This is a genomic window from Streptomyces sp. GC420 (assembly GCF_009916105.1).
Taxonomy (GTDB): Bacteria; Actinomycetota; Actinomycetes; order Streptomycetales; family Streptomycetaceae; genus Streptomyces.
The window spans coordinates 1-15,402 of sequence record NZ_JAAAXQ010000191.1; the positions used below are offsets into that span (position 1 = coordinate 1).

Below are 15,402 nucleotides of genomic sequence, written 5' to 3' on the forward strand. Positions count from 1 at the left end.
GTACAGCGACGGCGCGCTCAACCGGGCTCAGTCGGAGAAGGTGTTGCCCACCGACGGCAGGGTGTACGAGCCGGTGCCGGTGGGGCCGGTCGGGGTGCCGGGGAGGACGTTGCCGGTGACGTCTCCGTTGGCCGCGACGGTGAGTTCGGCCCGGCCGTCGCGGTCGAGGTCGCGCAGGCGCAGGCTGTGGCCGAAGAGATCCCAGGCCTGGCGGGCTCCCGCCACACCGGAGGTGGCCTGGGTGAGCCACGTCGAGCGCGAGCCCGAGAGGCCGCCCGAGCCGCCGCGGAAGACGTGGACGCCGCCCGCCTCCTCCTTGCCGTCGAGGTCCTCGAACGGGACGCCGACGGCGAGGTCCGCGTAGCCGTCGCCGTTGGCGTCGGCGGCCGACAGGGCGCGCCCGAACTCGTCGCCGGCCTCGGGGGAGCCGGAGACGCCGCTCGTGGCCTGGGTCAGCTTCTTCGTGCGGGTCGCGCTCGGGCCGGAGGACGTGCCGTACCAGAGGGTGACGGAGCCCTTGCCCGAGCTCTCGTCCGGGTCGCCGAGGGCGATGTCTCCGTAGCCGTCCTTGTCGAAGTCCCCGATGGCGGCGGTCGGGCCGTTCTCCAGCTGGTTGACGCCGTCGATGGTCTTCGAGGCGCCGGAGGCCAGGCCGCTGGAGGTGCCCTTCAGGAACCAGGCGCGGGTGCGGAACCCACTGGAGCTCGTGGAGCTCTCCTCGATGCCCAGGATCACCAGGTCGGTCCTGCCGTCGCCGTTGACCTTGCCGGCGGCGAGCCCGAAGGAGGCCCAGAAGGTGTCGCCCTTGCTGATCTTGCTGACCGTGCCGGTGGTACCGGACTTGGTGAACCCGCCGCGGTAGAGCCATGCGTGCGAGCCGCCGATGACGACGAGGTCGGGTGAGCCGTCGCCGTTGAAGTCGCCGGTCGCGAGGTCGCGGCCGAAGTTGAAGTACGCGTCGCCGGACCTCGGGGTGAGCATGGTGCCGCCGGACAGCCCTGAGGCCGAGCCCCACACGATGGTGACGGAGCCGCGGTACTGATGGGTGCCGACGTGCTCGGAGAGGTTGCCCACGACCAGGTCGGCGTAGCCGTCCTTGTTGAGGTCGGCGCTCGCGAGGCTGTCGCCCCACTGGTCGTCCTCCTCCCCGGCGCCGGGAATGCCGGGGCTGTCCTGGTGCAGCAGCTGGCTCCGGCCGCCGGACAGGCCGCTCGCCGTGCCGTACGCGATACGGACGGCGCCACCGGTGTAGCCGTCGCCCCCGGAGTACTCGTTGCCGTAGGCGAGATCGCGGTAGCCGTCGCCGTTGAAATCGTCGTAGTGCTTGGCCACGGCGGCCGTTGCCGGTGACGCCGTGGCCAGCGGTGCGAGGCCGGCCGCGACAAGGACCGTGAGAAGGGCGGACGTTCTTGCGCGCACGGATGGGCTCCTGGAATGACCGCGGACGTGGGTGTACAGGAGACTCCCGGGCGGGTGTGAAGGTTGTACGCGGTCCCATGCCCGCACCGGACCCGGCCGCAGAGCCCGTCTCAGGTCGCGGCAGAAGGCAGACGGGCATCCCGGCCGCGCCCCGCGGAGGCGGATGCCGGGTACGGGAGCCGGCCCGGCAGGGCGCCCGTGACGGCTCCAACAACGATGCCTTCCAAGAGCGTTAAACATTCCGGCCGGCATTGATTACGACGGTTCCTCGCGTACTGCCCGGTTGGACACATGAATGAGGGTGAGGTACCAAAGAAATGAAGGCCGCGTGAAGGATGCCGCCCTTGCACAGCCGTCAAGGGAATTCACCGCAACGGGGAGTAGACGGGGAGCACTTTGAGAGCGCGGCGCACTTTCTTCGTTCCCGCAGCGTAGCTCGGCAATCAACTTGCGGGTTTAACCCCACGGGCAGGGAGCCGAGCTTCGCATGCACCACTGCTCGAAAGGAATCTCATGCGCGCAAAGAAATTCATGGTCTCGCTCGTGACTCCGCTCGCCTTCGCGACCGCCTTCGCGATGCCGTCCGTCGCCGCCACGCACGCCTCCGCCGCCACCCCTCAGGCAGTGGCCGCCGCACCGCAGTCCGAGCACGCCCTCGCGCCCACCTCACCTCGTGACTACCGGCGCGGTTACGCCGACGGCGCCAGGAACGGCCTGCACCACGGGGTCAGGGACGGACGCCACTGCGACTACCACGACAGGTACGACCCGCGCAGTCACCGGGGCAACCATGACTACCGGCGCGGTTACCGTGACGGCTACCGGGCCGCGTACGAAGCGGCGTACAAGCACGCCTCCTGGCGCTGCCATATGCGCCACTGACCCACGACAGCGCGATTCCCCCGACGGGCCGGGACCGCGTGCGGGCGGCCGTACGCCGGTCCAGGCTCCTTCCGCGGGGAATTTCCGCCGTTCCGCGCCTCGGGGCTTTACGCGCGATTACCGGCTGGGTGACCAATTTCTGACCCGTCCGGAATTGCGGCGGTCCTCGGCGTCGAAAAGAGCGAGTGCGCTCGCGCCCGGCCGGAGAGCCCGTTCCAGGTCGTGCAGGAGGGTTCCCTCCAGTCCTCCCAGGGCTTCCGCGATCTCCTCGGCGACGTCCCGCGCGATCTCCTCCGCCACGCGGTCCACCGGGGTGCGCGGCCCGGTCTTGCTCACCGCGGCGGCCGCACGGGCCGGGGTGAGCAGCGACGAGGCCTGGACCAGGAGCCAGGCGGGCACCCCGGCCGCGCCCTGAGGCGGCGGAAGGTAGGGACGGGCGCCGTCGAAACGCTCGTCCTCCGCGAAACCCTTCTGCTTCACCTTGGCCACGGGACGTGCGCGGGTACCCGCGGGATCCGCCGAGTCCGCGGAGTCCGTCTCACGCCACGCCTCGGCCGGCTTGAGGACGTAGCCCTCGGCAAGGTTGCCGTCGATGTCGGGGAGACCGAGGATGCCGGGCACTTTGGTCGGGAAGGAGCACGAGAGCTCCTGGAGCCGTACCAGCGGTCCCCGCGCGAGGACCGGCGCGCAGGTGAGACCTGCGGCGGCCGCGGCCTCGCGAAGGGCGCGGTCGGATATCCAGGTGCGGCCCCCGCCGGTCTCGACCGTGGCGTCGAAGGGCAGCCAGTGCAGGCCCGGCGCGTACCACACGCCGGTCTGGACCGGCTCGACGCCCGCGGCCGCGGGGACGTCCGGATGCGGGTAACGTCCGCCTGCCAGCTCGCCGAAGACGGTCACCGCCATCAGGTCGTCCCACGCACCGTCATTCTCCGCTTCACGCAGCGCCGTTGCGAAACGGGCCGCGGCCACGGCCAGTGCGGGCCAGATCCTGCTGACGCCGAAGAAGCCGTCGAGCGCGTCGTCGGCCAGCGGTTCGCGGCGCTTGGCCGGGTGGGCGCCCGTGCTGTCGCAGCGCACCGCGAAGTGCGCCCCGTGCACTTTCTCCACGGCGATCCACTCCCTGACCCCCGGCACGCCGAGCCGTGTCTTCGCCGAGATCTTCGGGTAAGGGCGCGGTGCCGTTCCTGGGGAAGCCGATTCGGACATGAAGGGATCATCTGCGGTGCGTACGGCCCCGGGCAACGGAGTTTGCCCCCGCCGAACGCGGCGGCGTGGCCGGGGCCGTGCCCCCCGGGAGAAACGGCGGGGCCCCGCTGAGGCGTCCCGGCGCCCCGGACGGTGTCCGTCCGGGGCGCCGGTGCCGCCGCGGTGAGGCGCTTCAATTCACACACCGCGACGACGCCCTCCGTGCCGTACCCGGCTGGGCGGGCGGACCGAGGCTCCACGGTGACCAGGGTCGCTCACGGGGCGATCGCGGCCCCGGGTACCGGCCGTACGTCAGACTCCCGTAAGAAGTCCTCCGGTCTCAAGGCATGTTCGCCGAAGCGTCGTACCTCACGAAGGCCGCCGGCCTGTCGGGCACGAAGGGCCGACGGTGCAGCACCGTCCGCAGCCGGGGTTCCGGCAGCCGGCCGTACCAGGCGATCGCGGACGGCCGTCATGCCTGTTCGGTGTTCTCCCCGGCCGGGAACCAGGTCACGACGAGGCCGTCGAGGCAGCCGCGGAGCAGCCGGGCGGTGATGGCGGCCAGCGCCACACCCCGTGCGCTCCGGCCTCACGGCCCGCTCCCGCGACCCGGTCCCCTCCCCGTGCCTCCCCGTCGCGGTCAGCACCGGTCAGTACCGCGTGACCAGGTGCTCCCGCCCGGCCGGTGGCTCGTACGGCTCCGGCCGGAAATCGGTGACCGTCCTGATCCGCCCCTCCGCGTCCCCCGTGAAGAAGGTGACGGCGGGCACCGTCTCCCCGTCCACCGTGCAGTGGATCCAGGAGACGGCACCCTCCTCGTCGGCGACCACGCGCTCGACCCGCACCCGCCGGTCGCCGGGATACTCCCGGTTGAAGCGCACATACCGCTCCCTGCCCCCGACGCGCTCACGCGTCTGCGGCAGGTCGTACAGGACGTCCTCGGCGAGCGTCCCCGCGAACGCGGCCCAGTCACGGGCCTGCGCCGCCGCCCAGAACGTCTCCACCGTCTTGCGCAGCTCGGTCATGCGGGAAGTCTGCACGCGAGCACTGACAATCCGCCCTGACCAGGCAGGACAGCGTCCCTGATGCGGGCACCGACTGCGCTCGTACGGTCCCGTCCGCTCCCGTCATCCGGTTGGATGGGCGCATGAGTGATGCTGCCGCCGCACAGGCCATGCCCGACTGGGAGAAGCGTTTCAGGGCACCGCGCGTCTCGCTGCCCGACTGGGCCGAGGACGCTCCCGACCGATCCCTGTTCGTCTCCAATGCCACAGGGACGTACGAGCTGTACGCGTGGGACCGCACCACCGGTGTGCAGCGGCAGGTCACCGACCGTCCGAACGGGACGACGGACGGTGTGCTGTCCCCCGACGGAGCGTGGATCTGGTGGTTCAGCGACACGGACGGCGACGAGTTCGGCGTGTGGATGCGCCAGCCCTTCCACGGCGGGGAGGACGAGCCCGCGACACCCGGCCTGGAGGCCTCCTATCCCGCGGGGCTCGCGATCGGCCGGGACGGCACGGCCGTCGTGGGCCGCTCCACCGACGATGACGGGTCGACGGTGCACGTCGTGCGGCCCGGCGGCGCGCCCGCCGAGATCTACCGGCACCGCGAGTCGGCGGGCGTCGGCGACCTTTCCCGCGACGGGACCCTCGTCGCGGTCGAGCACACCGAGCACGGCGACGCCATGCACTCCGCGCTGCGGATCCTGACCCTCGACGGCACCGTGGTGGCGGAGCTGGACGACACCAAGGACGGCACGGTGGAGCTGGGTCTTGACGTGCTCGGCTTCGCGCCCGTCGACGGGGACACCCGGCTGCTCGTGGGGCACCAGCGCCGCGGCCGCTGGGAGCCCATGCTCTGGGACGTGGCGTCCGGCCTGGAGACGGACCTGGACCTGGGTCTGCCCGGCGACGTGAGCGCCGAGTGGTACCCGGACGGGTCGGCGCTGCTGATCGCCCACAGCTTCGAGGCACGCAGTGAACTGTGGCGCTACGACCTGCGGTCCCGTGAGCTGACGCGGGTGGAGACCCCGCGCGGCACGGTGTCCGGCGCGACGGCCAGGCCGGACGGGACCGTGGAGTACCTCTGGTCTTCCGCCGCCCGCGCCTCCGAGGTGCGCTCGACGACGGGAGCCGTCGTCCTCGACCCGCCCGGCATGAAGGCGCCGGTTTCGGTGGCGGTGGAGGACGCGTGGGTGGACGGTCCCGGCGGCCGGGTCCACGCGCTGGTGCAGCGGCCGGAGGGCGAGGGCCCGTTCCCCACCGTGTTCGAGATCCACGGCGGGCCGACCTGGCACGACAGTGACGCCTTCGCGGCGGGCCCGGCGGCCTGGGTGGACAACGGGTACGCGGTCGTGCGGGTCAACTACCGAGGCTCCACCGGCTACGGCCGTGAGTGGACGGACGCCCTCAAGCACCGCGTCGGCCTCATCGAGCTGGAGGACATCGCCGCCGTACGCGAATGGGCGGTGGCCTCCGGGCTCGCCGACCCGGCGCGCCTGGTCCTGGCGGGCGGTTCGTGGGGCGGCTACCTCACCCTCCTCGGCCTCGGCACCCAGCCCGGTGCCTGGGCCCTGGGCCTGGCCGCCGTGCCCGTCGCGGACTACGTGACGGCGTACCACGACGAGATGGAGGCCCTGAAGGCGATGGACCGCACCCTGCTGGGCGGCACCCTGGAGGAGGTCCCCGAGCGTTTCGAGGCGTCCTCGCCGCTCACCTACGTCGACGCCGTCCGCGCGCCCGTCTACATCTCCGCCGGCGTCAACGACCCGCGCTGCCCGATCCGCCAGATCGACAACTACGTCGACCGGCTCGCGGCGCGGGGCGCGGTCCACGAGGTGTACCGCTACGACGCCGGACACGGTTCCCTCGTCGTGGAGGAACGCATCAAGCAGGTGAGACTGGAGCTGGACTTCGCGGAACGGCACCTCCCCCGCTGAGGACCCGGTGGCGCGGCACCGTACCGTGGAGGGCGTGTACCGATTTCTGCTGACTCCACGGTGGTGGGGGATCAACATCTTCGTCGTGCTGGCGATCCCCTTCTGCGTGTACATGGGGTCCTGGCAGCTCGGCCGCTTCGAGGACCGCGTCGACGCGCAGCGCGCCGCCGACGCGCGGCCGGCCGCGGACAAACAGCGGCCGGCGGTGCCGCTCGAGGAGCTGCTGCCGGTCGACAAGGCGACCTCGGGCCGCATCGCCACGGCCACCGGCCGCTACGGCGAGCAGCTGCTGGTCCCCGGCCGTGAGCTGGACGGCCGTCAGGGCTTCTACGTGCTCGGGCTGCTGCGCACCGATGGCGGCGAGACGCTGCCGGTGGTGCGCGGCTGGCTGCCGGGCGAGGCGGGCAGCACGCCCGTCCCCGCCGTCCCGGAGGGCCGAGTGACGATCACCGGCGCGCTTCAGGCGTCGGAGAACTCCGGCACGGACGGGGTGCGCACCGGCGGGCTGCCCGAGGGCCAGGTCGGGATGATCAGCGCCGCCGCGCTGGTGAACCTCGTACCGGACGAGGTGTACGACGCGTGGATCACCCTGTCGGAGGGCGACGCCGGGATGCGGGCCGTGCCCGCGACGGTCCCCCAGGGCACCGGGCTCGACCTCAAGGCGTTCCAGAACCTGGGCTACACCGGCGAGTGGTTCGTCTTCGCCGCCTTCGTCCTCTTCATGTGGTTCCGGCTGTTCCGCCGCGAGGCCGAGGTAGCTCGGGACGTCAGCCTGGGCCTGGTGGGAGAGGACGCCGCCGCCCGGGACGAGGCGGAGGCGGAAACGGAGACGGACGGCGGCGGCAACGGAGACAGGGACGGGGACGACGCCGGCGCGGGCGCCAGGAAGGGCACCGGCTCCCAGGGCCGCGAGGACGCCTCCCCGTCCGTCCCGGCCTGACGACCGGCGTTTCCCGGCCCGGCGACCGGCACCGTCCGGCGACGCCCCGCCGCCTCCCGTACCTCCTGATCGCCCCCGCCGGGCTGCTGATGCTGGGCTTCATCGCCTACCCGATGCTCAGCGTCTTCTACTACAGCCTGCAGAACTACAACGTCACCAAGCCCTGGCGGAACGGCTTCGCCGGCTTCGGCAACTTCACCGAGATCTTCACCGACGACCCGCTGTTCTGGAAGTCGCTCGGCTTCAGCGCCCAATGGGTCGTCGCCGAAGTGACCCTGCAGCTCGCCTTCGGACTCGTCCTCGCGCTGCTCGTCAACCAGACCTTCGCCGGCCGCGCCCTCGCCCGCGCCCTGGTCTTCTCGCCCTGGGCCGTCTCCGGCGTCCTCACCACCACCATCTGGCTGCTGCTCTACAACCCCTCCACCGGCCTGAGCCGCTACCTGGCCGACATGGGCATCGGGGAGTACGGCACCTCGGTGCTCTCCGACACCGGCACCGTCTTCTGGGCCGCCGTCCTCGCCGAACTCTGGCGCGGAGTCCCCTTCTTCGCCATCCTCATCCTCGCCGACCTCCAGTCCATCCCCAAGGACCTGTACGAGGCGGCCGCCGTGGACGGAGCCAACCGCTACCGGCAGTTCTTCCACATCACGCTGCCGCACCTGAAGGACGCCATCATCCTGTCCACGCTGCTGCGCGCGGTCTGGGAGTTCAACAACGTCGACCTGCTGCTCACCCTCACCGGCGGCGGGCCGGCGGGCGAGACCACGACGCTCCCGCTCTACGTCGCCCAGAAGGGCATCGAGGGCCACGACTTCGGATACGCGGCGGCACTTACCTCCATCGCCTTCGTGATCCTCCTCTTCTGCTCGATTCTCTACCTGCGCCTGAGCAAGTTCGGAGGCGAGAACAAGTGACCACCACCAAAGTCCGCGAGGTGTCCGGGACCCGGGAACGTCTCCCGGGCGCGGGCGGCGCAGGAGCCTCCGTACCCGTACGGCGCACGAAGCGCGAGCGGGCCTTCGACGACGTCCCGCGCCGGCAGATCTACCTGCCCCTCGGCATCTACCTGCTCTTCACGCTCGTCCCCTTCTACTGGATGCTGCTCTTCGCGCTGCGCCCCGCGGGCTCGACCTCGCTGCTGCCCTGGCCGATGACCGCCCAGCACTTCGAGAAGGTCTGGAACGAACGCAGCTTCGGGATCTTCTTCCAGAACAGCATGCTCGTCGGCGTCGGCACCCTGGTCACCACCACCGTCATCGCCCTGGCCGGCGGATACGCCCTCGCGCGCTTCGACTTCCCGATCAAGAAGGGCTTCATGCTGGCCCTGCTGTGCTCGCAGTTCATCCCCGGCGCGCTGATGCTGGTGCCGCTCTTCGAGATCTTCCGCAACCTGCAGATGATCAACTCGCTGGGCAGCGTCATCATCGCCGAGACCGTCTTCCAGCTGCCCCTGTCGATGATCCTCATCAGCGGCTTCATCAGGAACGTGCCCTACTCGCTCGAGGAGGCCGCCTGGGTCGACGGCTGCGGACGCTTCCGCGCCTTCTGCGCCGTCGTCCTGCCGATGCTGCGCCCCGGTCTGGTCGCCGTCGGCTCCTTCGCCTTCGTGCACAGCTGGAACCACTTCCTGTTCGCCCTGATGTTCCTCAGCGAACAGGACAAGCAGACCGTCCCCGTCGGGCTCAACACCCTCATCGGCTCCGACAGCGTCGACCTGGGAGCCCTCGCCGCGGGCGGAGTCATCGCGGCCGTCCCGGTCGTCATCGTCTTCGCCTTCATCCAGAAGTGGCTCGTCACCGGCTTCAGCGCCGGAGCGGTCAAGGGCTAGGAGGACAACGACCGATGGAAGCGAACGCGACCCGAGCGAACGGCCCGTCGCCGCGCACGCCCCTTCCCCCACCCGTGCCCGTGGTGCTGGCCGGCGCCCGCGGCCACGGCCGCTGGCACCTGGCCAACATCCGCCGCCTCGCCGGACAGGGCCTGGTCAGGCTGGCCGGGGTCTGCGAACTCGACCCCCTCACGAACGAGGAGCTCACCGGCCTCGGCGCACCGGCGCAGTCACCGGACTTCGGCGCCCTGCTGGACGCCACCGGCGCCCGCGTCGCCGTGATCTGCACCCCCATCCCCACCCACACCGGCCTCGCGCTGACCGCCGCCGCCCGCGGTGTGCACATCCTGCTGGAGAAGCCCCCCGCCCCCTCCTGGGCGGAGTTCCGGCGGATGACGGACGGCGTACGCGGCGCCGGCACCGTCTGCCAGATCGGCTTCCAGTCCTTCGGCTCCCACGCCCTGAGCGCGATCCGCGAGCTGCTCGCCTCCGGGGCCGTCGGCGAGGTCCGCGGCATCGGCGCGGCCGGCGCCTGGGTGCGCGACACCGCCTACTTCACCCGGGCCGCCTGGGCGGGCAAGCGCCGCATGAACGGTACCGACGTCGTGGACGGGGTCCTCACCAACCCACTCGCGCACGCCGTCGCCACCGCCCTCGCCCTCGACGGCAGCGGCCGCGCCGAGGACGTCAGCGGCATCGACCTGGAGCTCTACCGGGCGAACGACATCGAGTCCGACGACACCTCCGCCGTACGGCTCACCACCGCCCGCGGCACCACCGTCACCGCGGCGATGACCCTGTGCGCCGAGAGGCCGGGCGAACCCTACATCGTCGTCCACGGCTCCAGAGGCCGCGTCACCTTCTGGTACAAGGAGGACCGGGTGCTGGTGCAGCGCGCGGACCACGGGCCCGCGGAGACCGTGTACGAACGCACCGACCTCCTGGAGAACCTGCTCGCGCACCTGCGTGACGGCACACCGCTGCTCGCGCCGCCGGAGGCCACCGGGGCCTTCATGAAGGTCGTCGAGGCGGTCCGCACCGCCCCCGACCCGCAGCCGCTGCCCGCCGGTTCTTGGCGCACCGAACGCCACGGAGAGACCGAACGGCGCGTGGTGCCCGGCATCGACGGGCTGGTCGCCGCGGGCGCAGACACCCTCTCCCTGTTCTCGGAACTCGGCGTGCCCTGGGCGCACGCCGCCCGCGGGGACCGGGACCGCGTGGAGGTGAGCCACCGATGACCGGCACGGGCGTCACCCACGGCACCGCGATCCCGCTGCGCTGCGGGGGCCGGACCGTCGGCCGCTACACCTACCGCGAGGAGACCGAACTCCGGCTCTCGCCGCGGCCCTACCTCCACCCGCTCACCACCCTCGGCGGCCTGGCCGTCACCGAACTCAGGCCCGCCGACCACGTCCACCACCTCGGCGTCGGCGTCGCCGTGCCCGACGTGGGGGGCCGCAACTTCTGGGGCGGGAGGACCTTCGTACGCGACCGGGGGCCCACCGAACTCGACAACCACGGCGAGCAGCGGCACACCGCGTGGATGCTGTGCGACCCGGACGGGTTCATCGAGGAACTGTCGTGGACCGCCGGGCCCGCCGAACTGCTGCGGGAGCGCCGCACGGTCTCCGCGACCGGGCTGGGCCCGGCCGCCTGGGCACTGGACTTCACGTTCTCGCTCACCAACACCACCGGAAGCGGACTGTCCATCGGCAGCCCCGCCACCAACGGCCGCCCCGGCGCCGGGTACGGCGGGTTCTTCTGGCGCGCCCCCAAGGAGGCGGAACCGCCCGAGGTGTTCACCGCCGAGGCGCGCGGCGAGGACGCCGTGAACGGCCGGCCCGCCGGCTGGCTGGCGCTCGCGGGGGAGGGCTGGACGCTGGTCTTCGCGGGGGCCACCGACGAGACCCGTGACGACCCGTGGTTCGTGCGGACCACCGAGTATCCCGGCGTCGGCTCCGCGCTGGCCTGGTCCGAGCGGCTGCCGGTGCCGGCGGGCGGGACCGTGACGCGCCGGGTCGTCACCGCCGTCGCCGACGGCCGGCTGGACAGGGACCGGGCCGCCGCACTCGCACGAAGGGCACTCGACTCATGACCGCGACACCCGCGACCGGGGCCGGGACCGACGCCACCCGGAGCACCGCCGCCGCGACCGCGGCCGGGAGCGCCGCCGCCGGGGACGAGACCGCGGGCCGGCCGTGGACCGCCGACCTCGGCGACGGCACCTACCGCAATCCGGTACTGAACGCCGACTGGTCCGACCCCGACGTGGTCCGCGTCGGCGAGGACTACTACCTGACCGCGTCCAGCTTCGGCCGGGCACCCGGACTTCCCCTGCTGCAGTCCCGCGACCTGGTCAACTGGAGCCTCGTCGGCCACGCGCTCGAACGCCTCGCGCCCCCCGCCGCCTTCACCGCGCCGCGCCACGACTGCGGGGTGTGGGCGCCCTCCATCCGCCACCACGACGACCGGTTCTGGATCTTCTGGGGCGACCCGGACCACGGCATCCAGCAGATCAACGCGCCCGGGATCAGGGGACCGTGGACCGAGCCGCACCTGGTCAAGGCGGGCAAGGGCCTCATCGATCCCTGCCCCCTGTGGGACGAGAACGGCGAGGCGTACCTCGTGCACGCCTGGGCGAAGTCCCGGTCGGGGGTCAAGAACCGGCTCACCGGTCACCGGATGAGCCCCGACGGCCGCGAACTCCTCGACGAGGGCCGGACCGTCGTCGACGCCGACCGGCTGCCCGGCTGGTTCACCCTCGAAGGCCCCAAGGCATTCACACGCGACGGCTGGTTCTGGATCCTGGCCCCGGCCGGGGGAGTGGAGACCGGCTGGCAGGGTGCCTTCCGTGCACGGGACTTCTACGGCCCGTACGAGGAACGCGTCGTCCTCGCCCAGGGCGGTACGGAGGTCAACGGCCCCCACCAGGGCGCGCTGGTGACGACCCCCGCGGGCGAGGACTGGTTCCTGCACTTCCAGGCGCGGGGACCGTACGGGCGGGTCGTGCACCTCCAGCCCGTGCGCTGGGACACCGGCACGGGATGGCCGGTGTTCGGCGACGAGGGAGAACCCGTCCTCGTCCACCGCAAGCCCGCCCTGCCGGAGCAGCCCGCCGAGGCACCCGCGACGGACGACGACTTCCCCGGCGGGCGGTTCGGCCGGCAGTGGCAGTGGACCGCGAACCCGGGCCGTGGCTGGACCGTCGCGCACGGCGGCGACGGCCTGCGGCTGTCCTGCCGCCGCGTCCGGGAGGCGCACGACCTTCGCCTGCTGCCCAGCGTCCTGACCCAGCGCCTGCCCGCCGAGACGTTCACTGCCACCGTCGCCCTGGAGCTCGAGTCCGGGGCCGAGGGGGCCAGGGCCGGACTGGCAGTCCTCGGCGACGCGTTCTCCTGGATCGGCCTGGAACGCGGCCCGGACGGGGTCCGGCTCGTCCACCGCTTCGCGGAGAGCGCCGCGGAACGGGAACGCGACGCCGAGTACGCCCGCCCGGCGCCTCTGGGGTGTGCCGTGCTGCGGGTCGAGGTCGGACCCGGCGCCCGCTGCCGGTTCTCCGCCGACACCTCCGGCACGGGGGAGGACTTCCGTCCTTCGGGGCAGGTTTTCTCCGCGACGCCCTGGCGCTGGGTCGGCGCCCTGCTCGGGCTGTTCGCCGTCACCCCGGAAGCCCCGGGCACGGCGGACACACCGGGTGGGCCGGCCCCGGCCGGCACGGCCCTGTTCACGCACTTCCGCATCACGGCCTGAGCGGTTCCGAGGGCGGGACGCCTTCCGGAACGACAACTCCGCACCCCCTCGCAGCAAGCGCTTACGACCTACGGCACACAGAGCACCGAGCCTCGTACAACGACGTACACGAGAGAGAAGAGCCGACCATGAGCAGCATCTCCAGGATCCTCGGAGGGCGGGCGGCCGCGGCCGTCTCGCTGACCGCCGTGCTCGCCCTCACCGCGACCGCCTGCGGTGACGACGGCAGCGGCGGCAGCGGCGAAGAGGGCAAGGGCAGCGGCGAGATCACCTTCTGGGACAACAACGGCGGCCCGCGGACGGCCGTCTGGAAGGAGATCATCGCCGACTTCGAGAAGGCCAACCCCGACATCAAGGTCAAGTACGTCCCGATCCCGATCGACCAGGTGCAGTCGAAGTACGACACGGCGATCGCGGGCGGCGGGCTGCCGGACGTCGGCGGCGTCAGCACCGCCTACCTCGCCAACATGGTGGCCCAGGAGGCGCTGGAACCGCTCGGCGACCGCATCGGGGACAGCGAACTCGACGGCAGGCTGAGCACCGGCATGGTGGACAGCGTCCGGGCCGCGGGCGGCCGGGGCGAGGAGATGTTCCAGGTCCCGACCTCGGCCAACAACGGCACGCTCTGGTACCGCACCGACCTGTTCGAGGAGGCCGGGCTGGACGCCCCCACCTCCTGGACGAAGTTCTACGAGGCGGCGGAGAAGCTCACCGACGCCAGGAAGAACAGGTTCGGCTACACCATCCGCGGCGGCGCCGGCTCGATCGCCCAGGCGCTGGACGCGATGTACGGCCAGTCCGGCATCACCTCCTTCTGGGAGGGCGACAAGACCACCGTCAACGACCCGAAGAACGTCGAGGCGCTGGAGAAGTACGTCGGGCTCTACAAGAAGACGACGCCCGAGGCCGACGTCAACAACGACTTCACCAAGATGGTCGCCCAGTGGGACACCGGCACCATCGGCATGCTGAGCCACAACCTCGGCTCCTACCAGGACCATGTGAAGGCGCTGGACGGCAAGTTCGCCGGCATTCCCAACCCCGCCCTCGACGACGGCACACGCGTCCAGGTGTCCAACCCGGTGGACGGGCTGGGGCTGTTCAGGGCGAGCAAGAACAAGGCCGCGGCGTGGAAGTTCATCGAGTTCGCGGTCTCCCACGAGTCCAACAGCAGGTGGAACGAGTCGGCGGGCGCCATCCCGGCCAACAACGACGCGGCCGAGGACGACTGGATCACCGAGGCCGAGCCGACCAGGCTCGCCTCGGAGGCACTGAACGACGGCAGCACGAAGATCGTCCAGCTGCCGTACTACCTGCCGGACTGGAACAACATCAGCAAGGCCGACAACGAGCCCGAGTTCCAGAAGCTGCTGCTCGGCAAGACCTCGGCCAAGGCCTTCGCGGACAAGCTGGCGGAGGAGCTGAACGCCGCGCAGGCGGAGTGGAAGGAGCAGAACGCCTGACGCCCCGGCCCACTGGCCTCGGATCGGCCCGCCCGGCCCGCCCTCCGGGCCGGGCGTGGCCGTCCCCCGGCCGCCACGGCCTTTCCCGCCGGCGGGCTCGCGCCGGCGTCCCGGACCCGCGTGACGACTTGTCAGGAGCACACACCACCGTGTCCATCACCCGCAGACGCACCGCCGCGGCGTTCGCCGCCGTCCCGCTCGCCCTCGCCGCCCCCGCGTTCGCCGCGGCCCACGGCCGGGGCGGCCGCGGTCCGCGCACCCTCTACATCGCCGGCGACTCGACCGCCGCCCAGAAGTACGCCCCCGCCGCACCCGAAACGGGCTGGGGCATGGCCCTCCCCTTCTTCCTGACCCCGTACCTCCGTGTCTCCAACCACGCCGTCAACGGCCGCAGTTCGAAGAGTTTCCTGGACGAGGGACGGCTCGCCCCGATCCTCGGCGCGATCCGTCCGGGCGACTGGCTGCTCATCCAGTTCGGCCACAACGACGAGAAGACCACCGACCCGGCCCGCGGCACCGATCCCTGCACGACCTATCAGGACTGTCTCCTCCAGTACGTGAAGGGGGCGCGGGAGCGCGGGGCGCGGCCCGTGCTCCTCACCCCCGTCGAGCGGCGCAGGTTCGGCGCGGACCACCGCGCCGTCGCCACCCACGGGGAGTACCCGGAGGCGATGCGCCGACTCGCCGCGGAGGAGGGCGTGGCGCTCGTCGACGCCCAGGCCGCGAGCATCGCCCTGTGGCAGAGCCTGGGGCCGGAGGCGAGTATGGAGTGCTTCAACCGGGTGGAGCCGGGCGAGTCGCCCAACTACCCGGACGGCAAGCAGGACAACACGCACTTCTCCCCGCGGGGCGCGATCGAGGTGGCCCGGCTGACCGCCCGGGCCCTGCGGGAACGCGGGGTGCTCGCGCCGCACGACGTACGCCGTCTCGACGAGGCGGTGCCGGCGGACCGGATCACCTGGTCGGAGGGCCCCGTCGCCTGACCCCCCAGCGG

General features: G+C 72.0%; 13 protein-coding genes. 10 read left to right on the forward strand and 3 right to left on the reverse strand.

Annotated features, from left to right (window positions below):
• Nucleotides 1–27: 27 nt before the first annotated feature.
• Nucleotides 28–1,419, reverse strand: a complete 1,392-nt coding sequence (locus GUY61_RS22445) for an FG-GAP and VCBS repeat-containing protein (protein ID WP_313896799.1) — start codon at nucleotides 1,417–1,419, stop codon at nucleotides 28–30.
• Between the two features lie 513 nt (nucleotides 1,420–1,932).
• Between GUY61_RS22445 and GUY61_RS22450 the strand changes: the two genes are divergently transcribed.
• Nucleotides 1,933–2,301, forward strand: a complete 369-nt coding sequence (locus GUY61_RS22450; RefSeq protein ID WP_166632030.1) for a hypothetical protein — start codon at nucleotides 1,933–1,935, stop codon at nucleotides 2,299–2,301.
• A 117-nt stretch (nucleotides 2,302–2,418) separates the two neighbouring features.
• On the opposite strand, the gene GUY61_RS22455 is transcribed toward GUY61_RS22450, so the two are convergent.
• Together GUY61_RS22455 and GUY61_RS22460 are read right to left on the reverse strand one after the other, a co-directional pair.
• A complete protein-coding gene (locus GUY61_RS22455; RefSeq protein WP_166632031.1) occupies nucleotides 2,419–3,507 on the reverse strand; it encodes an RNA ligase family protein in 1,089 nt (362 codons plus the stop codon).
• A gap of 629 nt (nucleotides 3,508–4,136) precedes the next feature.
• Nucleotides 4,137–4,511 carry a nuclear transport factor 2 family protein gene (locus tag GUY61_RS22460; RefSeq protein WP_166632032.1) on the reverse strand — a complete coding sequence of 125 codons (375 nt, stop codon included), beginning with the start codon at nucleotides 4,509–4,511 and terminating at the stop codon, nucleotides 4,137–4,139.
• A 122-nt stretch (nucleotides 4,512–4,633) separates the two neighbouring features.
• Here GUY61_RS22460 and GUY61_RS22465 point away from each other — a divergent pair, with 122 nt between their 5' ends.
• The 9 genes from GUY61_RS22465 (at nucleotide 4,634) to GUY61_RS22505 (ending at nucleotide 15,391) form a co-directional block, all read left to right on the forward strand.
• Complete coding sequence (locus GUY61_RS22465) at nucleotides 4,634–6,427, forward strand: prolyl oligopeptidase family serine peptidase (protein WP_166632033.1); 1,794 nt, start codon at nucleotides 4,634–4,636, stop codon at nucleotides 6,425–6,427.
• 34 nt (nucleotides 6,428–6,461) lie between these two features.
• Nucleotides 6,462–7,367 carry an SURF1 family protein gene (locus tag GUY61_RS22470; RefSeq protein WP_166632034.1) on the forward strand — a complete coding sequence of 302 codons (906 nt, stop codon included), beginning with the start codon at nucleotides 6,462–6,464 and terminating at the stop codon, nucleotides 7,365–7,367.
• Entirely contained in the window at nucleotides 7,364–8,281 is a 918-nt protein-coding gene (locus GUY61_RS22475; protein ID WP_243766665.1) for a carbohydrate ABC transporter permease, read from the forward strand. The genes GUY61_RS22470 and GUY61_RS22475 overlap by 4 nt, the downstream gene beginning before the upstream one ends.
• A gap of 20 nt (nucleotides 8,282–8,301) precedes the next feature.
• Nucleotides 8,302–9,195: a carbohydrate ABC transporter permease gene (locus tag GUY61_RS22480; RefSeq protein WP_166632042.1), complete on the forward strand. Its 894-nt coding sequence runs from the start codon at nucleotides 8,302–8,304 to the stop codon at nucleotides 9,193–9,195.
• 14 nt (nucleotides 9,196–9,209) lie between these two features.
• Nucleotides 9,210–10,433, forward strand: coding sequence for a Gfo/Idh/MocA family protein (locus GUY61_RS22485; RefSeq protein WP_166632036.1), 1,224 nt, complete (start codon nucleotides 9,210–9,212; stop codon nucleotides 10,431–10,433).
• The gene (locus tag GUY61_RS22490) at nucleotides 10,430–11,290 is read left to right on the forward strand and encodes a PmoA family protein (protein WP_166632037.1); all 861 of its coding nucleotides are present in this window, start codon (nucleotides 10,430–10,432) and stop codon (nucleotides 11,288–11,290) included. Before GUY61_RS22485 ends, GUY61_RS22490 begins: the two co-directional genes overlap by 4 nt.
• Nucleotides 11,287–12,945, forward strand: coding sequence for a glycoside hydrolase 43 family protein (locus GUY61_RS22495; RefSeq protein WP_166632038.1), 1,659 nt, complete (start codon nucleotides 11,287–11,289; stop codon nucleotides 12,943–12,945). The genes GUY61_RS22490 and GUY61_RS22495 overlap by 4 nt, the downstream gene beginning before the upstream one ends.
• Nucleotides 12,946–13,073: 128 nt before the next feature.
• Nucleotides 13,074–14,408: a sugar ABC transporter substrate-binding protein gene (locus tag GUY61_RS22500; RefSeq protein WP_166632039.1), complete on the forward strand. Its 1,335-nt coding sequence runs from the start codon at nucleotides 13,074–13,076 to the stop codon at nucleotides 14,406–14,408.
• Between the two features lie 149 nt (nucleotides 14,409–14,557).
• Nucleotides 14,558–15,391 (forward strand): rhamnogalacturonan acetylesterase, encoded by an 834-nt coding sequence (locus GUY61_RS22505; RefSeq protein ID WP_166632040.1) that lies wholly within the window; start codon nucleotides 14,558–14,560, stop codon nucleotides 15,389–15,391.
• Nucleotides 15,392–15,402 lie beyond the last annotated feature (11 nt).

Coding starts and splice junctions, on each gene's coding strand:
- GUY61_RS22495 (WP_166632038.1), top strand. CDS start 11,287: ATGACCGCGACACCCGCGACCGGGGCCGGGACCGACGCCACCCGGAGC.
- GUY61_RS22460 (WP_166632032.1), bottom strand. CDS start 4,511: ATGACCGAGCTGCGCAAGACGGTGGAGACGTTCTGGGCGGCGGCGCAG.
- GUY61_RS22465 (WP_166632033.1), top strand. CDS start 4,634: ATGAGTGATGCTGCCGCCGCACAGGCCATGCCCGACTGGGAGAAGCGT.
- GUY61_RS22490 (WP_166632037.1), top strand. CDS start 10,430: ATGACCGGCACGGGCGTCACCCACGGCACCGCGATCCCGCTGCGCTGC.
- GUY61_RS22500 (WP_166632039.1), top strand. CDS start 13,074: ATGAGCAGCATCTCCAGGATCCTCGGAGGGCGGGCGGCCGCGGCCGTC.
- GUY61_RS22455 (WP_166632031.1), bottom strand. CDS start 3,507: ATGTCCGAATCGGCTTCCCCAGGAACGGCACCGCGCCCTTACCCGAAG.
- GUY61_RS22485 (WP_166632036.1), top strand. CDS start 9,210: ATGGAAGCGAACGCGACCCGAGCGAACGGCCCGTCGCCGCGCACGCCC.
- GUY61_RS22450 (WP_166632030.1), top strand. CDS start 1,933: ATGCGCGCAAAGAAATTCATGGTCTCGCTCGTGACTCCGCTCGCCTTC.